Raw genomic sequence first — 16,924 nt, forward strand, 5'->3', positions numbered from 1 at the left:
AATCTCTAATAAATACCCACCTTGCCACTACTGAATCGACATAGACAAAATGAGCACTTATGCAAATATTTATCTATATTTTTAGTTATAGTTAATTACTCTGGAATCGTGTCATTTTGAGCATGCAATAACTCTAGGCAATGTTGCAAAGTTTTGCCTACACGGGCATGCGTTTCAATACTGGAAATTTTTGGCCAAGTTGCTCGCTCACCTTCACGCTGTAAGATTTTGAACAAATGTGGTTTAGGGTTTTGCAGCATATAACTATAATGACGCAGGTTATAACTTCCAACAATATTGACATCGCCATAATAACGCTGATCGACAATGCCATAACCATGATCTAGCAAACGGCGTACGGGTGGCACAGCTCCTGCCCGCTCACGAACAAAGTCCATGACACCGCGACTAATCACTTTCCCCTGTCGGCGGATAATACGTTCTGGCCAACTTAGCATATCTTTACGATAGCGCTTGATATCATCTTGCATGAAAGGAACCACATGCGGGTTCACCTGACTGGCAATGGTGTAATTAATATTATATAAACGCGCCATTTTTTCCTGTGGGAAATCACTGCGTACACTACCATCTACCCAACGGGTTTTACCCATATAAGGGGTATGCTCGCCATCATAACGCTTATTGGTTAATCGTACTGGTGGAAATAAAATGGGTACGGCACAAGATGCAAGCACCGCACTCCACACTAATAAATCAGGTGCAGTAAAACTATTCATAATGCGCGGGTCTTGTGAAGCATCATATGGCGCCACGGCCACATTTATGTGTAAACCTGAATTCTGAAAAGCTTCTTCAAAGGTGGTATCACCTAAGTTTTTAATCAGGAATTTTTTTAAATAATGTACATTGGCAATACCGCCATTCCCTTTCAGAATTTCACGCATTTGTCTAAATTGGAATGCTTCGTGGAAAAAAGATTCACCACCTAAAATTTGTTGTACATCTTCAGGTTTCGCAATACCCAGCATGGCCGTCATGATGGCGCCCGCACTTGAACCCGACAGCACTTTGGGCATTAAGTCCTGCTCAAGCAAAGCCTTACACACACCCGTATGAAACAGACCTAAAGTCGCGCCACCCGAAAACATTAAGGCAGGCTGACCATACGCAGTTTGGCACTGCTCAAAAAAAGCAATTTTTTCAGCGCGGGTTAAAGTTTGACACGCTTCTGAAGCCACAAAGGCCAAACTTTTACTGACTTCTTCTACATAGTCTTCAATGATTTTTTTGGTACCAACATAAGTGGCAGTAAACAACATAGGATGGGCAATGTTGGCAATATCGAAGGTTAAGCCTTCACGTAAAATATAAATCAGGTCATTACTACGTTCTGTCGTGCGGTAACGGCGTAAAAGATTTAAACGGTGCGAAATGATTTCTGCATCAAAATATGGCGAACTATTGTCATATTTCCATTCTTGCGCGCCAGATTCTTCATCTATTTTTATGGCAATACTTTTCCACTCTTCATAGGATTCTGCATTTAAAATTTCGCGCTTTAATTTTTTTATGCGATAGGCTTGGTGCGGATTAACCTCTTCGGTGAAATCTTTAAATAACATAGCGTCCCTCAATCCGTTGGTTTATTCGCAGCACTACGCTTGCCGATGCCTACTATACACAACAATATCTTAAAAATAATAACATGCGTCAATGACTAAGCAAGTACAGCAATTGGCAAATCTAGGTCAATTGCGCTAGTCTTAAACTGTACTTTTCCGCTCTGCAATTATAAAGCTGAACTATCATGGCAAACCTAGATTTACCCGACAACATCTTAATATCACTTTCGCATGTACTCCAACAACTACAGCAAAGCTTACCTGCTTTAAAACAAGAACCTGATTTTTCAGCAATTGCTTTTAAATGGCAAAATCAGCAGTTAATTGCCATACAACAACCACGAAAAATGGAATTGGATGACCTAAAAGGCATTGAAAAGCAAAAAGAAAAAGTTATTCAAAATACCTTGCAGTTTTTAAATGGCTTACCTGCCAATGATGTCTTGCTGACAGGTTCACGCGGGACTGGTAAATCTTCTATTGTACGTGCCCTGCTCACCAAGTATGCCGACCAAGGCTTACGTTTAATTGAAATTGAACGTGATGACTTATCTGAACTCCCTGAAATTCAGAAAATCATTCAGCATCGTCCAGAAAAATTTATTGTCTATTGCGATGATTTAGCCTTTAACGCAGAAGATGAAAATTATCGTAGTTTAAAAAGTGTTTTAGATGGTTCATTACAATCAGGTTCAAGTAATTTTATTATTTATGCGACTAGTAACCGCCGCCATCTTTTACCTGAATTTATGCACGAAAATACACCTGTCACCCGTGTAGATGTACCGCAATATACCGAATTGCATCCACAAGAAGCGATTGAGGAGAAAATTTCGCTGTCTGACCGTTTCGGTATGTGGTTGTCGTTTTATCCAATGGATCAAAATCTGTATTTGGAAATTGTAGAACACTATTTACAAAAAGCAGCAATACCAATGACCGCCGAAGTACGTGCAGAAGCATTAAGATGGTGTCAGGCACGTGGTCAACGTTCAGGTCGTGCCGCTTATCAATTCTCTAAACACTGGATTGGTTCACAGCAACTAAAATCTATGTAAAATTTACGGGTTGCTGCATTTCTTTAGGCAGTAACCCTTTAATTCAAGCACACTATTATTGACCTTGTTCAGCAGCGATACGTGCCAAAGTTTCTGCATAAAACTCTTCGCCATGCGCTTGCATGGCTTCTACAGTTTGTTCACCCACATAAACTTCTTCTGGGGCAGTTACAGCAATATCGGAAAATGCACCTGAATCATAGGTGATGGCTGTATGACTTGAAGGTGAATAACCATCATTGTTGGATGACATTTCTAAATTTGAATGACTCACCGATGAGGTATTTTGATGAATAGACTCCGTCTGTTCACAAGCGGTTAATAACATTACCCCCATCACACAAGTGATGCAAAATGTATTTTTAAATCGCATTTTATCTCATTAATTTTTTATTAAACATAGACTTAAAATCATAATTTATAATTTAAAACACCACAATTGGACAGGATTCACAGAATTTAGCACTGCTGTCAGTTATTTGCTTTATTTTTAAAAATTTGCAAGATAAGAGCACAAAAAGCTCTGAAATTTATATGCTTAGATTTAAATAATTGGCACAACCTGAAGATAATAAACAATAAATTACAATTGTTTAGCTTGACTTAAAATGGTCAACTTTAGTCAATTTGGTTATTTTTTAGCAAACTTATCACTTAAGATGAAGTCTCTTTAGAACAAACAACGGTTATAAAATAATGTTTAATTTCAAAAATATGTTGCTGACGGTAGCTTTAATCACCACCCTTGCAGGATGTACCCAAGTGAAAACGCAGGAATATTATGCAGAAAACCTAGATGAGGCAAAAAAGGTTTTACAAAAATGTGAAGCCGAAGCCAACAAAGGCAAAGCACTAGAAGGCAAGAAGTTGGAAAACTGCAACAATGCAGGTATGGCTGTTATGAATGGCATGATGCAGGACTTAACCAAAGGCTTAATGGATGCAGTTCGCTAAATCTTCGTTATTGAGCAGAACTTCAATTGCAGCATAAAAAAACAGAGGCTTAATCTTGGCCTCTGTTTTTTTCAACTAAATACCTAACCTGCGGTCGGATTGGTCAATTCTGTCATTGGCCAACGTGGTGTGGTCGTCACAGACAAACCATCTTGCTGTCCTGCCTTTAAACGCTGATAACCTGCAAAAGCAATCATCGCACCATTATCGGTGCATAATGCTGGCTCTGCGTAATATACTGCAGCACGAATCTTCGCTAAATCTGCTTCTAAACGCTCACGTAAACGCGTATTTGCACTTACTCCACCTGCAATCACTAAGCGTTTTAAACGTGTTTGTTTTAAGGCTTTCACTGATTTTTTGACTAGCGTATCCACCACAGCTTCCTGAAAACTAGCTGCAATATCCGCATCACGGTTTTCATCACCTAGTTTTTTCATTTGCACTGAAACTGCAGTTTTTAAACCACTAAATGAAAACTCCAAACCTTGGTGCAACATTGGCCGTGGAAACTCAAATGCCAATGGATTACCTTGTTCCGCCAGTTTGGCAATATTTGGCCCGCCTGGATACGGCAAGCCCATCATTTTTGCGACTTTGTCAAAGGCTTCGCCCGCAGCATCATCAATCGACTCGCCTAACAGTTCATATTGCCCAATACCATAGGCGGCCATGAGCTGAGTATGACCACCCGAAACCAATAACGCTACAAAAGGAAATTCTGGCGGTGTGGCAGACAACAATGGCGCAAGCATGTGCCCTTCCATGTGATGCACACCAATTGCAGGTTTATTTAAGGCAAATGCCAAAGTGCGCCCAAATAATGCGCCTGTCATGAGTGCCCCCATCAAGCCAGGTCCACGAGTATAAGCCACTGCATCAATTTCAGATTTTTTGACCTGACTTTGCTCAAGCAATTGATTCATTAATGGAATAAGTTTACGCACATGGTCACGTGAAGCCAGTTCAGGTACCACTCCGCCATATTCTGCATGCAATTTAATTTGGCTGTACAGCACTTGTCCACGTAAACCTAACTCACTGTCATACAGGGCGAGTCCTGTTTCATCACAAGATGTTTCTAAGCCTAAAACGATCATTAAATTGCCTATAACCTGTATCAATTCTATTGCGAAACCTATTATAGACTTGTGATATGAGATGTAAATGAGTAAAATACTGACCTTCACTTGTGATCGTGGGCAATTTCGCCCAGGTCTTATCCATAACTTAATGAGGATTCTTCATGCCACAAGTTAAATTGAAAGAAGGCGAACCAGTAGACGTAGCTATCCGTCGTTTCAAACGTTCTTGCGAAAAAGCAGGTGTTTTAGCTGACGTACGTAAGCGTGAATTCTACGAAAAACCAACTCAAGAACGTAAGCGCAAAAAAGCTGCTGCTGTTAAACGCTACCAAAAGAAATTGGCGCGTGAATCAGTACGTACTACTCGCCTTTACTAATTAATTTGTGATTGCCTGTCTGGATTAAATAATGACGACTTTAAAAAACCAAATCACTGACGTTTTAAAAGCGACTATGCGCGCGAAAGAAATGGATAAGTTAACGGTAATTCGTAGTCTACAGGCGGCAATTAAGCAAATTGAAGTTGATGAGCGCAAAGAGCTTGACGATACTCAGGTTCTTGCGGTCATTGAGAAACAAATTAAACAACGTAAAGAATCGGTTAAAGCCTTTGAAGGCGCTAGCCGAGAAGATTTAGCTAGTAAGGAACAAGCCGAAATTGAGGTTTTATCTCAATTTCTACCAGAAGCTATGACTGAGGAAGAACTTGATTCCATGATTGCGCAAACAATTGAAGCGCAACAAGCTACTAGCATGAAAGATATGGGTAAGGTGATGAACTCTCTGCGTCCGCTCATAGCCGGGCGCGCCGATCCTGCACAAGTATCTGCAAAAATTAAAGCTAAATTAAGCTAAATGACCTAAATCATATTCTTCAAAATATTGATTGAATTTAATTAGTATAGTTATGCTGAAACATTCTGTCTCTCAGGTTCTCTGAGCTGATCTTTAAATTGCATAGTGAATAGCTATATTTTCCCATCAACATTGTTTGATCTTTTTGCTTATCTATCTCTATCATTGGCTGGATAAAGTTTATGTTGAAGGTTGATATGCTTTTGCACTCACCTCCAAAACAGCTCATTTTAAATCACACTTTACCTGATACTTGTTAAGTAATTGCATTTCTTTAGATGAACTCACCTGCTGAATGACGTCCTGTTTATTAATATTTTGATAACGATGGTCTAAATAAGCACGATTTTCATCCGCTGCCTGATATAAACGATCTACATAACGGCTCACAATACCACAAAACTGCTGTTGTTGCTGCGCACTAAAGCCTTGCTGCTGTGGGTTTAAGCCACGTAAAAATTGTCGGGTATCTTGCTTATATTGTGCATTAATTTCTTCAACCGCCATCACATATTGCTCCGCACTCGCAGCATAGACTGTCGGTAATAACATCCCCAAAGTTAGGCATAAATAAATATATTTTTTCATTTTCATTCAACAACAACATCACGCAATTTCGGTTTCATTCTAGCACTGTATGCTCCGTCAAGTACTACTCACACGATGCAATTGTCAGAAAGTTTGGTTTGTATTGTGTGAAAACCTGCTCAGAAGGTTCGGGGATTTGACCCTGCGTCACAGTCCCTAAACGCAAGCGAATAATATCGGGTAAATCGAGTCGATAGGAATAAATTGGACTCCCACATTCCTGACAAAATACTCGCGCCTTATTGGGGCTATGAAAATATTCTTTCAGATATTTTAAGCCGCGCACCACTTCAAATTTTTCACGGGAAACTGGGCTATTCCAACCTAAAATCCCCCCTTGTGCACGACGACAATGCTGGCAAAAGCACAATACTGTTTTTTCAATTTCGGCATGGTAACGATAATACACCGCACCGCATAAACATTGTCCCTCAATCATTTTAAACTCCTTGTATTTATTGTTATTGGTTCAACTTATACCTTTAAAGTTATATTTTTAACTGTCGTTCTCTTTGCATTTCGGTCACGCGGTTTTTTATATTTGCCGACATAGCTTGATTATCTTTAGCTAAGCGCTGTGCATGTAATAACGACTTAATCGCCTCTTCTTCCCAGCCCGACCAATATTGCACCTCTGCGCGATACCGTAGCACATTTACCGTGCGTAGTGGCGATGCCCGATCTACATTTGCCGCTTGCTGCATTAAATTCCATGCCGATAAATCACGTGGATTTTTCTTTAAAAAACCTTGCAGAATCGTTTGCGCCTGTGCTGACTGATTCTGACGAATCAACACTTCAGCCCACTTAAAATTTAAGGCACGATTTTCTGGCATAATGCGCGCAGGTGAACTAATGGTCTTGTGTGCTAAATCAATTTTATTTTGCCCTAAATAAATGTCAGTTTGAATAAGTGTCAATAAATTATGTAAACGATTATGACTTTTAGCCTGCTCAATACTTTGCTGCGCCAGAACAAAATCGCCCTGTTGACTATAAAAATAGGCTAAAGCCAAATGTGCAGCAAAATTATTCCGAGTCGCAAAAGCCTTCAACTGTTGTTCTGTCGCTTGCTGCGAAAGCACTAAACTGTAGAGTTTTAAAATTTCAAAATCTTCATCTCGTAATGATGTCTGCACTGCAGGCAATTGATTAGCACGCAAACGTGCTTCACTCATACGCTCTGTCGTTAAGGGATGGGTAAACCAAAAGTCAGGTAAAAAACTCACACGACTGGTGGTACGGTTCATCACCTCAAAAAAGTCTGCCATACTTTGTGGGTTATACCCCGCACTATACATATATTGCATGCCAATACGGTCTGCTTCACGCTCTTGATTACGGCTATAAGTCAATTGTTGATCCATCAATGCCGCTTGAGAACCCATCATCACCGCTGCACCTGCATCACCATCCGCCTGTGAGGCAACTAAAGCACCGACCACAACACCTGCCAGTGCCAACAAACCTTGCCCCTTAAATGCTTCCTGTGAACGGCTATAATGTCGCTGAGATACATGCGCAATTTCATGTGCCATCACCCCTGCAACTTCGTCCATATTCCGTGCAGAATTAATCAAGCCTGTATTTAAGGCAAATAATCCACCAGGAACAGCAAAAGCGTTAATTTGCGGATCATTAATGATAAGTAAGCCAATTGGCTGCCCTAGTTGAGTTTGACTGAGTAAGTGTGAGAATGTATTGAACAATTGATCTTCAAGCCACGGGTTTTGCGCTACAGGCATTTTACGCTGTACTTCCCGATAGACTTTTTCACCAATACTGCGCTCTTTTTGCTGATCAATCAGCCCCACACCACTGCCTATTTCAGGCACATTAAATTGTGGAGTGGCACCCAAACTGGCACTTTGTGCAGTGGTGAGACTGGTTAAGCTTAGACCGCAAATGAGTAATAGGCGTTTCAAGGGTTCATCTCAAATACATATTTTGTATAGTGATTTACTATAACATTGAAAAATGAACGTATTTGCAATGATGTGTTATCAATTTTTAATACGCTTCTTGGCTTTAAAGCGTATAGCAAGCAGGATTGACCACATAGTGTGGACGACGTCCTTCTAGTGCATCTACCAAGTTTTTATAAGCTAAATCAGCCATTTTTTGACGGGTTGCCGCTGTTGCAGAACCAATATGCGGTAAGGTCACCACATTATCCAACTCAAATAATGGTGATTCTTGCAGTGGTTCTTTATCATAGACATCTAAACCTGCCGCAAAAATTTTACCTGCTTGCAAAGTCTGAATTAAAGCCTGCTCATCAATTACTGAACCACGAGAGATATTAACCAATACCGCATGTGGCTGCATTAAATCCAATTCACGCTGACCAATGAGTGCTTTAGAGTCCGCATTTAAATCGACCGCTAAAACTACAAAATCTGACTGTTGCAACAATTCATCTAGGCTTAAATAGTCTGCATTGAACGCCTGTGCCACCTCCATTTTTTCACGGCGATTGTGGTACACCACTTTCATATTAAAACCGTGAAAAGCACGTCGTGCAATAGCGGCACCAATATGCCCCAAACCAATAATACCAATGGTTTTGGCATAAATATCCTGCCCAAACTGTGCTGCACCGACTGTGCGTTTCCAATGACCCTGCTTGGTCCACTGATCTAAATGCGGTACTTGTCTGGCAGCGCTCATCAGTAAGGTAAAGGCTAAATCAGCTGTCGTTTCTGTTAACACATGCGGGGTATGACATAGGCAAATTTTTTGTTGGGTTAAATAATTAACGTCGTAATTGTCATAACCGACACTCACGCTAGAAATAACTTTGAGTTTAGTTGCGGTATGTAAATTTTGCTGATTCAGCAAACGTCCTGCGCCAATCATACCATCTGCATCTTGTACATGTTCAAGCAGTTGCTGGTTCACATCGCCCAATTTAGGACTCACCTGCACCACCTGATAATCCTGCTCAAGCTGAGTTAAAATTTCTGCATCAAGCTGACTAAATACCACCACTTTTTTACGCATGATTATCCCTGTTTTATCGCTGTAATGACGTCAATATAAGTTTTGAGTATGAAAATTGGCTTAAGCTTGATTTTGCATGGATTTGGCTTGTATGGCATTCCACAACTGTTTTTTCAACAGTGGCTGATCTAACATCTCTTGCAAGCCTGCTAAAGTTTGACATTGTGCAGAGTTAAAATGCGGTATTGTACCTAAGCTGATGACATGCTTATCTGTGCATAACGCATCGACAAAACCTTGTACATAGTTTTCTACACCAATACCATCTTGTAATATTTCCAAAGCGAAAGGCCATTGCAAAGCATGATATTGCGCCTGCATCGCAAATTGAATATTACGCCATAACTGTTGTTGTTCCGCACTCAAAGCAGTACTGTCGCATAGAATCAAGCAATCTGCTAACTGTAAAGCCTCAATACTAAAAGCGTCGATGTGTAGCATGCTACGCACTTCAACTACAGGCTCGGCTTCAACCTGTTTAGTCGCATCGACTTCTGGAGTGACTGTTGCTTTTTTTGCTAATACGTCTCGCGGTTCCGAAGGTATCGGTTTGATATCTGGTTCTGACACAACTGTTGCAGTCGGAACAATGATTTCACTCTGTAACTCTGGTACAGCTTGATCACGCCATACAGATGATTGTGGCAAATGTTGCGACACAGCTGTTCTAGAAACCCAAATATCGATTCCTAGGCTGGCTAAAATGTCACGTTGATGCCCAATCATGTTTTATCATCACCTATAATTTTGATGTGCTTAACTCAGTTGCTATTCTAACCAGAAAGCCCAAGCAATGCTGTGCTTTCTTTAACCCACTACCTTCCTCAAAGCAATTCTCTAACAGTAGCTAATATTGTGACTTAACATCTGCGCATGTTTAAGCCGTTATTACACGATAATCAGGCTATTTTGTTTCTGCATTTGCTCGACAATTGCTTCTGTTTTAAACCCAAGTCGCCAATACAACAATTCCAAAACGTCCAACTCATCTTGAGTAATAATACGATCACTCCACAAACAGATTTCTGCAATACCTAAAACAATCAAGCGATCACGTAATAACAAACCTGCCATGTCATTTAAAATTTCAGATAAATCGATGGGTTCATCAGAAATTTCTTCATAAGCAATAAGTTCTTCTGCAGTTAAAACACGCTCCAAAATGCGTTCACGTACATCTAACTGATTCACACTGTTAATTTGCTGCACATGCAATAAAGCATCAATCAAACGGACAATTTGCGGCTTAACCTCATGCAAGGCAGTAGGCGTATGCAAAGGTAATAAATGCAACTCAAACTTTACTCGCTCCAACAGCAACGCATCTAACAGGCCGATTTCGCCATCTTCTTGAATAATACGCGCTAATTTGGTCAAGAACTGCCGTGCGATACTCACAGGCATGCCCCCAATATTTCGACAAGCTTCGTGAAAAATTGAAATGTGTACTCGCCCATCCAAATTCAGTAAAGCATCGACTATGGCACGGCTAACCTCCGCCTCTGCAGGAATAAACTCACGGTACTGACGAATCATTAAAATAGCCACTATTACTTCTCGTGAACCCGTTGCTGTTTGCAAAGCACGTTGAATCAGTTCAGGACGTGGCATATTGTTGCGAATCTCAGGTTTTAGCGGCTTAATTGCGTCATTAATTGCAAAACTAATGGGTGATAAACGCAGCAATGGCAAAGGTTGTGGGGAACTCCAAGGTGCATAATATTCTGCGTTCATTTCTTCAAGCGAACGAAACAAACTAAATAAAGGCTGATTGCGTAAGCGTTTCAGATTTTCCAACTGTAAGTCTTGCACCAAAGTTGGATCTAACTCAAAAATACGCGCCTCAATACTTGGGTGAATATTCATCCAACTTTGCGGACTCAATGAGTTGGCAAAACACATGTGAGAAATTGATTCAGAATATTCACTGTGAATTTGCGAACCCGCATGGTGTACATAAATGCGCAACAAGGTTTGAATATTGGCATTGTTTTGAATCAGGCGTTTGGTTTTTAAATCATTTTTAAAAGTACGCCCACTCAAACTAATGTATTTGATTAGACGAGAAATAAGTACACCTAAACTGCCAATTAGCCAAATACCGCCACCTACGGCCACAAAAAATGTGGCGAGTTTATGCGGCGGTGCGTCACGGTGCTGACCAAAACCCAGTTTGGCAATACTACTGCCCCATTTACTGAACGTGGTTAAACTGCTGTAAAGAATTTTCAGCTTGGTATTATCAATAGTTTCACCACTTAAAATATGGTTAAACTCATGACTCAATAAGCCATAAAGCTCCTGCTCATCTAAATTTTGTAATGCGCCCCAAGTCAAAATAATTACAATATCTTTATCACTAAAGCCTGCGGTTAAAGCATTTACGCCAATCTCATCTGGCAAAACATAAACTGTTGGAATTTGAATCTGAAAAGTATCTGCCAGTTGTTCAGTAATTTTTAATGCTGTGCTTTCTTCAGGTGTACTTTCAAATTGTGTTAAACGACGTGCGCCAAGTTGTTTCGCAAGCGAATGTCCGCCTGAGCGAAAGACATAAAATTCCAAAATAATGGAAAGCGCCATAATTAAGAGCAGCAACGTAATCCAATACGGGCTCAGACTGTGCCAATAGATGGATTGTGTGGAGTCCACATAATAGACCAAAAGCCCTAATACGGTATTTAAGATAAACAACGTCAAAGCCACTGCAACCAGACACAAGATTGCAGACCAAATCATATTTTTATTTTTAATCAAGTAACTACTCACAGCCTTCAATGTAAACATCCTGAATTACATTGTATTTGACCCACCCATCATAAATGAAAAAAGCGGGAATTTCCCGCTTTTCTCTGTGAGGTAATCAGAAAAATGATTAGCTCTCTTTTACACCTGTGAGGTCAACTGATGCAGCATCAATATTGACATCAATGTAGCCATCTTTGCCTTTTTTGGCTAAGTCGTTACGCTTTTGTTCAAGATCGTTTAAATACGCCTCATCAATCCCACCAGCCACATAAACACCATCAAATACCGAGCAATCAAACTCAGTTAAATTTGGGACTTTGTGCGTACGCACCGCTTGTTTTAAATCATCCAAATCTTGGAAGATTAATCGGTCTGCGCCAATAATTTCACGAATTTGCTCAACATCACGATTTGAAGCAATCAACTCGTCTTTAGCTGGCATATCGATACCGTACACGTTTGGATATTTCACCATAGGTGCTGCAGAAGCAAAGAACACTTTTTTTGCACCTGCATCACGTGCCATTTGAATGATTTCGTTACAGGTCGTGCCGCGTACAATCGAGTCATCCACCAATAGGACATTTTTGCCTTTAAACTCCAGCTCTACAGGGTTAAGTTTTTGACGGACAGATTTTTTACGCAATTGCTGACCCGGCATAATAAAGGTACGTCCGATATAACGGTTTTTCATAAAACCTTCACGGAATTTAATACCTAAGGTATTTGCCAGTTCCAAAGCAGAAGTACGCGATGTATCTGGAATTGGAATAACTACGTCAATGTCGTGCTGTTCGCCCCATTCACGGGTAATTTTATGTGCCAATTTTTCACCCATTTTAAGGCGGGCTTTATACACTGAAATACCATCAATGGTTGCATCTGGACGTGCAAAGTACACATATTCAAAAATACATGGACGATATTCTGGATTGGCTGCACATTGCTGGCTAAATAATTCACCTGCATCATTAATAAAAATAGCTTCACCAGGCGCAATATCACGTTCTACTTTAAAGCCTAGCGCAGTAATCGCAACAGATTCTGAAGCGATGATATATTCCATACCCTGTTCTGTTTCACGCGAACCATAAATAAGTGGACGAATACCATTTGGATCACGGAAGCCAACCAAACCTTGACCAGTGATCATTGCCACTACGCCATAAGCACCTTTACAACGCTCATGCACACGGCTAACCACATGAAAAATATCTTCAGGTGTTGGGCTTAATTTGCCACGATGTTGTAACTCATGGGCAAATACGTTTAGTAACACTTCTGAATCAGAGTCTGTGTTCATGTGACGCAAATCTGTTTTAAACAGATCTTCATGAATTTCTTCAGCATTGGTCAGGTTACCATTGTGAGCCAAAGTAATCCCGTACGGTGAGTTCACATAAAATGGCTGCGCTTCGGCACTGCTTGAAGAACCTGCAGTCGGGTAACGCACATGACCGATGCCATAGTTCCCTTGTAACGCACGCATGTGGCGTGTATGGAACACATCACGTACCATACCGTTATCTTTACGCAAGAACAAACGTCCATTGTGGCAAGTTACGATCCCAGCTGCATCCTGTCCACGATGTTGTAACATCGTTAATGCATCAAACAACATTTGGTTAACAGGTGATTTACCAGCTATACCAACAACTCCACACATAGCAACCTCGCAGACCAGCTAGGATTAATAAAAAGGATTATTCGTTGAGCCATCTGCGCCAGATGTATTCTCTTTTGCGTCAGATGCTACATCGGAAGATGGCGCTGCATCTTTCGACTTGATGTGCTGTAAAGCCTCATTGGCAGCGTCTTTAGACAATTCAGTTGCCCACGGTGCATACGGCAATAAACTTTGTACGAATTTAGATTGTTTCCAGTAAGGAGAACTTTCTACCCAAGGACCAATCCCCTGAATAGTTATAAGGACAATAAGCAAACCTTTCAAGGTACCAAATGCGCCACCTGCCAAACGGTTTAATGGCCCCAGTTTTAAACTCTTTAATACGCTGTTTAAAATGGCGGTCACAATCCAAGTGAGTACCACAATCACCAAAACAATAAAGGCAAAGGCTGCAATTTTTTGCACCACTGGATCGCTACTCAGCGCTGACATTGAAGGTGCGAGGACTGTGGCATATTTTGCCGCAACAATCAGGGCAAAAATCCATCCGACCAAGTTCGCAAAGGCTTTAATAAATCCTTGACGCAAACCGTTCAGCCCTCCAATGAGCAAGAGAATCAGAATAACGATATCAATGGCGTTCATGAGCTTAGAATGCGTTCACACAATCTTGAACCAGTTCAGGACCTGCATAGATCAAGCCACTATACACCTGAACCAAAGATGCACCTGCATTTTTTTTAGCAAGCGCCTGTTCGCCTGAAAGAATACCACCTACGCCAATTAAAGGAATTTCACCTTTGAGTGCTTCTGAAAAAGCCGCCAAACATGCGGTGCTTTTTTCAAACACAGGTGCGCCAGACAAACCACCTGCTTCATCACCATGTGGTAAGTTTTCTACACCTTCACGAGACAAAGTTGTATTGGTCACAATCAGACCATCAATTTTGAATTGCAACAATTGTTTGGCAATGAATTGAATATCTTCGGCATCTAAATCTGGGGCAACTTTTAACACTAGCGGCACATAGTGCTGATGCTCTTCAGCCAACTCCAACTGACGTTGTTTTAACGTTTGCAATAACTCAGTCAGTGCATCACCACTTTGTAAACTACGCAAGTTTTTAGTGTTCGGTGATGAGATATTTACCGTAACATAAGACGCATAGTTATAGACTTTTTCCAAACAAATCAGATAATCATCTGCTGCATTTTCTACAGGAGTATCGGCATTTTTACCAATATTAATCCCTAAAATTCCTTTGAATTTTGCCGCTTTGACATTCTCAATTAGCTGATCGACCCCATCATTATTGAACCCCATACGATTAATAATGGCTTTGGCCTGCGGAATACGGAATAAGCGCGGATGTGGATTCCCCGCTTGAGGACGTGGCGTAATGGTGCCAATTTCGATGAAGCCAAAGCCTAAACCAGCCAAGGCATCAATATACGCACCATTTTTGTCTAAGCCTGCAGCTAAACCCACTGGATTTGGAAATTCAATTCCCATACATGTCACGGGTTTCGCAACAGTCTTTTGACGCATCAAGCCCATTTTATGGCTTGATTTCAATAGTGATAGTGTCAGCTCATGCGCACGCTCAGGTGCTAAAGAAAATAACAACGGGCGGGCTAGAGAATACAACATATCTGCAAAAGTCTACTGCTTTCTAAGTCGCCATATTATAGGCTTTGCCCAGTCAAAACGCTATGCTTGACACGGCTTTATTTTCCGCCTTTCAAACTTTATTTTGGGCAATTACTGCACTGTCGCTGTTAATTTAATCTGCCCTGCTTCAGAAATTAATTCCATTTTTTGAATACTTAAACCCATTTGTGCCAATTGAGTTAGGAAATTTGCTAGCACAGCATAGTTTTCATGACTAGCCACCAACTTCATTTGCTCACCACTTTGCTGCGATGCGACCGATAGCCCCTGCTGTTGTGCCACTCGCTGAATTTTGTCGGCAGCGCTTAACTGTGAGTCATTGGTAGGCTTCATGGTCACCGCATTGCTTTGCATCATCACAATTAGGTCTTTTAAATCATTTACCCGTTTTTGCTGTTTTTCAGCGGCAGCATGCATGTACCACAAGGCGGAACCCACCGCTGCGACCAAAACAAAAATTGTGGTGAAAATCACCAAAACCCGCTCTCGCGTACTTAAACGGTCTAAATAATCCTGAATCTGTTCAACGCGCTGATCCAGCACGTTTGATATTTTTTCCATGGCTTTCATTATTGTATTTTCACCAATCCTACTGCACCTGTACTGCTCGGCTGAATATTCCCCAACTCCACTTTAAAGCCCTGCTGATTCAATTGCTGCGTTAAGGCCTGCAAAGATGCTGCCGAACTCGCATTCAGCTCCATATTCAAACTATTGGCATCAAAACTGACACGATTGGCCACAATCTGATTTTGCATTAACACAGGCCCAACTCGACTTAACAATTGTAAGGCTTGCGTATCGGCACTTTGATTCAGGCGTAAATGACTTTCAAACTGACTTTGAATATTTTGCTCAGTCACACGACTATTCTCACCAAACCAATATTTATATTGGTCTATGGCCTGAATTGCAGTTTGATCGGCTACTTTTTTAAGTTTGCTCCAACGCAAAGCATCGTAGCTAAATTGTACAATCAAAATACCCAATAGCACTGCTGCACAGGCTTTCCAGTAGCCCGAAAGCCCCGTGTCCTGTTTGGCTTTAGGCAACATGTTAAATGGATGCTGCTTGGCTTTTTTTAGTACAGGCACAGTGTAATGAAAACTTTCCAATTGTGCTTGAGTCGCAAAAGCTTCAATACTTTGCATTTGCTCAGCACTGAAACTACTAATTTTATAGTTTCGTTCAGCGCTTTGATAATCTAAGTACAATGCCAGATCATCTATTGAATAGCCCAAAAATTCAGTTTCACGTACCAGCAAACGCCCACAAATATGACCAATAACGGTTTGCCCTAGTTCAGGCTGCGGCAAGATTAAAAAATCAGGCAACAATGCACTGATTTTAACAGGAAGCAAATTCAGCACGTTCAAATAGGTTTCCAGTGTACTGTTTGCCATGCCAAGCACAGTGATCTGTTCAGGCTGCTGAAAATGATGCAAGACTTTCATCGCATCTATAGGCAATACCGTATATTCTTCTAAAAGATACTTTACCCCATCTGCACCAAGCTGCTTATATTGCGCTTTAGGCAATGTTTGCTGCATGATCTGAACATCACGGCTTGGAAAAAACACCACCGTCTCTTGCCCTTGAAAAGGCTGTAATGCCTGAATCAAAGCCTCAAGATGATCGGCCTGCGTCCAATGTTCCCCTGTTGACCATTGCCAAACCCCATTAGCTTCAGGCATCCATAAATACAGCATTATTATCGTTCTACCATTAATTTTGTTTGATTTTATACA

The 16,924-nt window shown here is 40.9% G+C and carries 18 protein-coding genes; 4 read left to right on the top strand and 14 right to left on the bottom strand.

Annotated elements, in window-relative coordinates:
- Positions 1-95: 95 nt before the first annotated feature.
- A complete protein-coding gene (locus tag HHA42_RS09935; protein ID WP_168526334.1) occupies positions 96-1,586 on the bottom strand; it encodes a DUF3336 domain-containing protein in 1,491 nt (496 codons plus the stop codon).
- Positions 1,587-1,771: 185 nt separating this feature from the next.
- Here HHA42_RS09935 and HHA42_RS09940 point away from each other — a divergent pair, with 185 nt between their 5' ends.
- Positions 1,772-2,644: an ATP-binding protein gene (locus tag HHA42_RS09940; RefSeq protein WP_168526336.1), complete on the top strand. Its 873-nt coding sequence runs from the start codon at positions 1,772-1,774 to the stop codon at positions 2,642-2,644.
- A gap of 55 nt (positions 2,645-2,699) precedes the next feature.
- On the opposite strand, the gene HHA42_RS09945 is transcribed toward HHA42_RS09940, so the two are convergent.
- Positions 2,700-3,017, bottom strand: coding sequence for a hypothetical protein (locus tag HHA42_RS09945; protein WP_168526339.1), 318 nt, complete (start codon positions 3,015-3,017; stop codon positions 2,700-2,702).
- A 323-nt stretch (positions 3,018-3,340) separates the two neighbouring features.
- Here HHA42_RS09945 and HHA42_RS09950 point away from each other — a divergent pair, with 323 nt between their 5' ends.
- Positions 3,341-3,598: an EexN family lipoprotein gene (locus HHA42_RS09950; protein ID WP_168419411.1), complete on the top strand. Its 258-nt coding sequence runs from the start codon at positions 3,341-3,343 to the stop codon at positions 3,596-3,598.
- Positions 3,599-3,681: 83 nt separating this feature from the next.
- On the opposite strand, the gene tsaD is transcribed toward HHA42_RS09950, so the two are convergent.
- Positions 3,682-4,698, bottom strand: coding sequence for a tRNA (adenosine(37)-N6)-threonylcarbamoyltransferase complex transferase subunit TsaD (gene tsaD, locus HHA42_RS09955; protein ID WP_168419410.1), 1,017 nt, complete (start codon positions 4,696-4,698; stop codon positions 3,682-3,684).
- A 146-nt stretch (positions 4,699-4,844) separates the two neighbouring features.
- Between tsaD and rpsU the strand changes: the two genes are divergently transcribed.
- Both rpsU and HHA42_RS09965 read left to right on the top strand, forming a co-directional pair.
- Positions 4,845-5,060, top strand: coding sequence for a 30S ribosomal protein S21 (rpsU, locus tag HHA42_RS09960; protein WP_001136722.1), 216 nt, complete (start codon positions 4,845-4,847; stop codon positions 5,058-5,060).
- A 31-nt stretch (positions 5,061-5,091) separates the two neighbouring features.
- Complete coding sequence (locus HHA42_RS09965) at positions 5,092-5,538, top strand: GatB/YqeY domain-containing protein (protein ID WP_131261335.1); 447 nt, start codon at positions 5,092-5,094, stop codon at positions 5,536-5,538.
- A gap of 225 nt (positions 5,539-5,763) precedes the next feature.
- Here HHA42_RS09965 and HHA42_RS09970 read toward each other — a convergent pair whose 3' ends face one another.
- The 11 genes from HHA42_RS09970 to gspL form a co-directional block, all read right to left on the bottom strand.
- On the bottom strand, positions 5,764-6,126 hold the full coding sequence (locus HHA42_RS09970; RefSeq protein ID WP_131261336.1) for a hypothetical protein: 363 nt from the start codon (positions 6,124-6,126) through the stop codon (positions 5,764-5,766).
- A gap of 64 nt (positions 6,127-6,190) precedes the next feature.
- Complete coding sequence (locus tag HHA42_RS09975) at positions 6,191-6,565, bottom strand: GFA family protein (protein ID WP_131261337.1); 375 nt, start codon at positions 6,563-6,565, stop codon at positions 6,191-6,193.
- Positions 6,566-6,614: 49 nt separating this feature from the next.
- Entirely contained in the window at positions 6,615-8,051 is a 1,437-nt protein-coding gene (locus tag HHA42_RS09980) for a M48 family metalloprotease (protein ID WP_168526341.1), read from the bottom strand.
- Positions 8,052-8,154: 103 nt separating this feature from the next.
- Positions 8,155-9,129 carry a D-glycerate dehydrogenase gene (locus HHA42_RS09985; RefSeq protein WP_168526343.1) on the bottom strand — a complete coding sequence of 325 codons (975 nt, stop codon included), beginning with the start codon at positions 9,127-9,129 and terminating at the stop codon, positions 8,155-8,157.
- 60 nt (positions 9,130-9,189) lie between these two features.
- Positions 9,190-9,855 carry a hypothetical protein gene (locus tag HHA42_RS09990; protein WP_168526346.1) on the bottom strand — a complete coding sequence of 222 codons (666 nt, stop codon included), beginning with the start codon at positions 9,853-9,855 and terminating at the stop codon, positions 9,190-9,192.
- A gap of 162 nt (positions 9,856-10,017) precedes the next feature.
- Positions 10,018-11,907 carry a M48 family metalloprotease gene (locus HHA42_RS09995; protein WP_168526360.1) on the bottom strand — a complete coding sequence of 630 codons (1,890 nt, stop codon included), beginning with the start codon at positions 11,905-11,907 and terminating at the stop codon, positions 10,018-10,020.
- A 97-nt stretch (positions 11,908-12,004) separates the two neighbouring features.
- The gene (gene purF / locus HHA42_RS10000) at positions 12,005-13,543 is read right to left on the bottom strand and encodes an amidophosphoribosyltransferase (protein WP_168419176.1); all 1,539 of its coding nucleotides are present in this window, start codon (positions 13,541-13,543) and stop codon (positions 12,005-12,007) included.
- Positions 13,544-13,567: 24 nt separating this feature from the next.
- Positions 13,568-14,149 (bottom strand): CvpA family protein, encoded by a 582-nt coding sequence (locus HHA42_RS10005; RefSeq protein ID WP_070156001.1) that lies wholly within the window; start codon positions 14,147-14,149, stop codon positions 13,568-13,570.
- Positions 14,150-14,153: 4 nt separating this feature from the next.
- Positions 14,154-15,155 carry a quinone-dependent dihydroorotate dehydrogenase gene (locus tag HHA42_RS10010; protein WP_168419175.1) on the bottom strand — a complete coding sequence of 334 codons (1,002 nt, stop codon included), beginning with the start codon at positions 15,153-15,155 and terminating at the stop codon, positions 14,154-14,156.
- 111 nt (positions 15,156-15,266) lie between these two features.
- Entirely contained in the window at positions 15,267-15,746 is a 480-nt protein-coding gene (gene gspM, locus HHA42_RS10015) for a type II secretion system protein GspM (RefSeq protein WP_168526348.1), read from the bottom strand.
- Positions 15,746-16,885 (bottom strand): type II secretion system protein GspL, encoded by a 1,140-nt coding sequence (gene gspL, locus HHA42_RS10020; RefSeq protein ID WP_168526350.1) that lies wholly within the window; start codon positions 16,883-16,885, stop codon positions 15,746-15,748. The genes gspM and gspL overlap by 1 nt, the downstream gene beginning before the upstream one ends.
- Positions 16,886-16,924: the final 39 nt, after the last annotated feature.

Origin of the sequence: Acinetobacter sp. A3, assembly GCF_012371415.1 — a bacterium.
GTDB lineage: Bacteria > Pseudomonadota > Gammaproteobacteria > Pseudomonadales > Moraxellaceae > Acinetobacter.

Bases quoted from the DNA above. Each gene is read 5' to 3' on its own strand.
- HHA42_RS09950 (WP_168419411.1), top strand. From the start codon at position 3,341: ATGTTTAATTTCAAAAATATGTTGCTGACGGTAGCTTTAATCACCACC.
- HHA42_RS09990 (WP_168526346.1), bottom strand. From the start codon at position 9,855: ATGATTGGGCATCAACGTGACATTTTAGCCAGCCTAGGAATCGATATT.
- HHA42_RS09935 (WP_168526334.1), bottom strand. From the start codon at position 1,586: ATGTTATTTAAAGATTTCACCGAAGAGGTTAATCCGCACCAAGCCTAT.
- HHA42_RS09970 (WP_131261336.1), bottom strand. From the start codon at position 6,126: ATGAAAAAATATATTTATTTATGCCTAACTTTGGGGATGTTATTACCG.
- HHA42_RS10010 (WP_168419175.1), bottom strand. From the start codon at position 15,155: ATGTTGTATTCTCTAGCCCGCCCGTTGTTATTTTCTTTAGCACCTGAG.
- purF (WP_168419176.1), bottom strand. From the start codon at position 13,543: ATGTGTGGAGTTGTTGGTATAGCTGGTAAATCACCTGTTAACCAAATG.
- gspL (WP_168526350.1), bottom strand. From the start codon at position 16,885: ATGCTGTATTTATGGATGCCTGAAGCTAATGGGGTTTGGCAATGGTCA.
- HHA42_RS09985 (WP_168526343.1), bottom strand. From the start codon at position 9,129: ATGCGTAAAAAAGTGGTGGTATTTAGTCAGCTTGATGCAGAAATTTTA.
- rpsU (WP_001136722.1), top strand. From the start codon at position 4,845: ATGCCACAAGTTAAATTGAAAGAAGGCGAACCAGTAGACGTAGCTATC.
- tsaD (WP_168419410.1), bottom strand. From the start codon at position 4,698: ATGATCGTTTTAGGCTTAGAAACATCTTGTGATGAAACAGGACTCGCC.
- HHA42_RS09975 (WP_131261337.1), bottom strand. From the start codon at position 6,565: ATGATTGAGGGACAATGTTTATGCGGTGCGGTGTATTATCGTTACCAT.
- HHA42_RS09945 (WP_168526339.1), bottom strand. From the start codon at position 3,017: ATGCGATTTAAAAATACATTTTGCATCACTTGTGTGATGGGGGTAATG.
- gspM (WP_168526348.1), bottom strand. From the start codon at position 15,746: ATGAAAGCCATGGAAAAAATATCAAACGTGCTGGATCAGCGCGTTGAA.
- HHA42_RS09940 (WP_168526336.1), top strand. From the start codon at position 1,772: ATGGCAAACCTAGATTTACCCGACAACATCTTAATATCACTTTCGCAT.
- HHA42_RS09965 (WP_131261335.1), top strand. From the start codon at position 5,092: ATGACGACTTTAAAAAACCAAATCACTGACGTTTTAAAAGCGACTATG.
- HHA42_RS10005 (WP_070156001.1), bottom strand. From the start codon at position 14,149: ATGAACGCCATTGATATCGTTATTCTGATTCTCTTGCTCATTGGAGGG.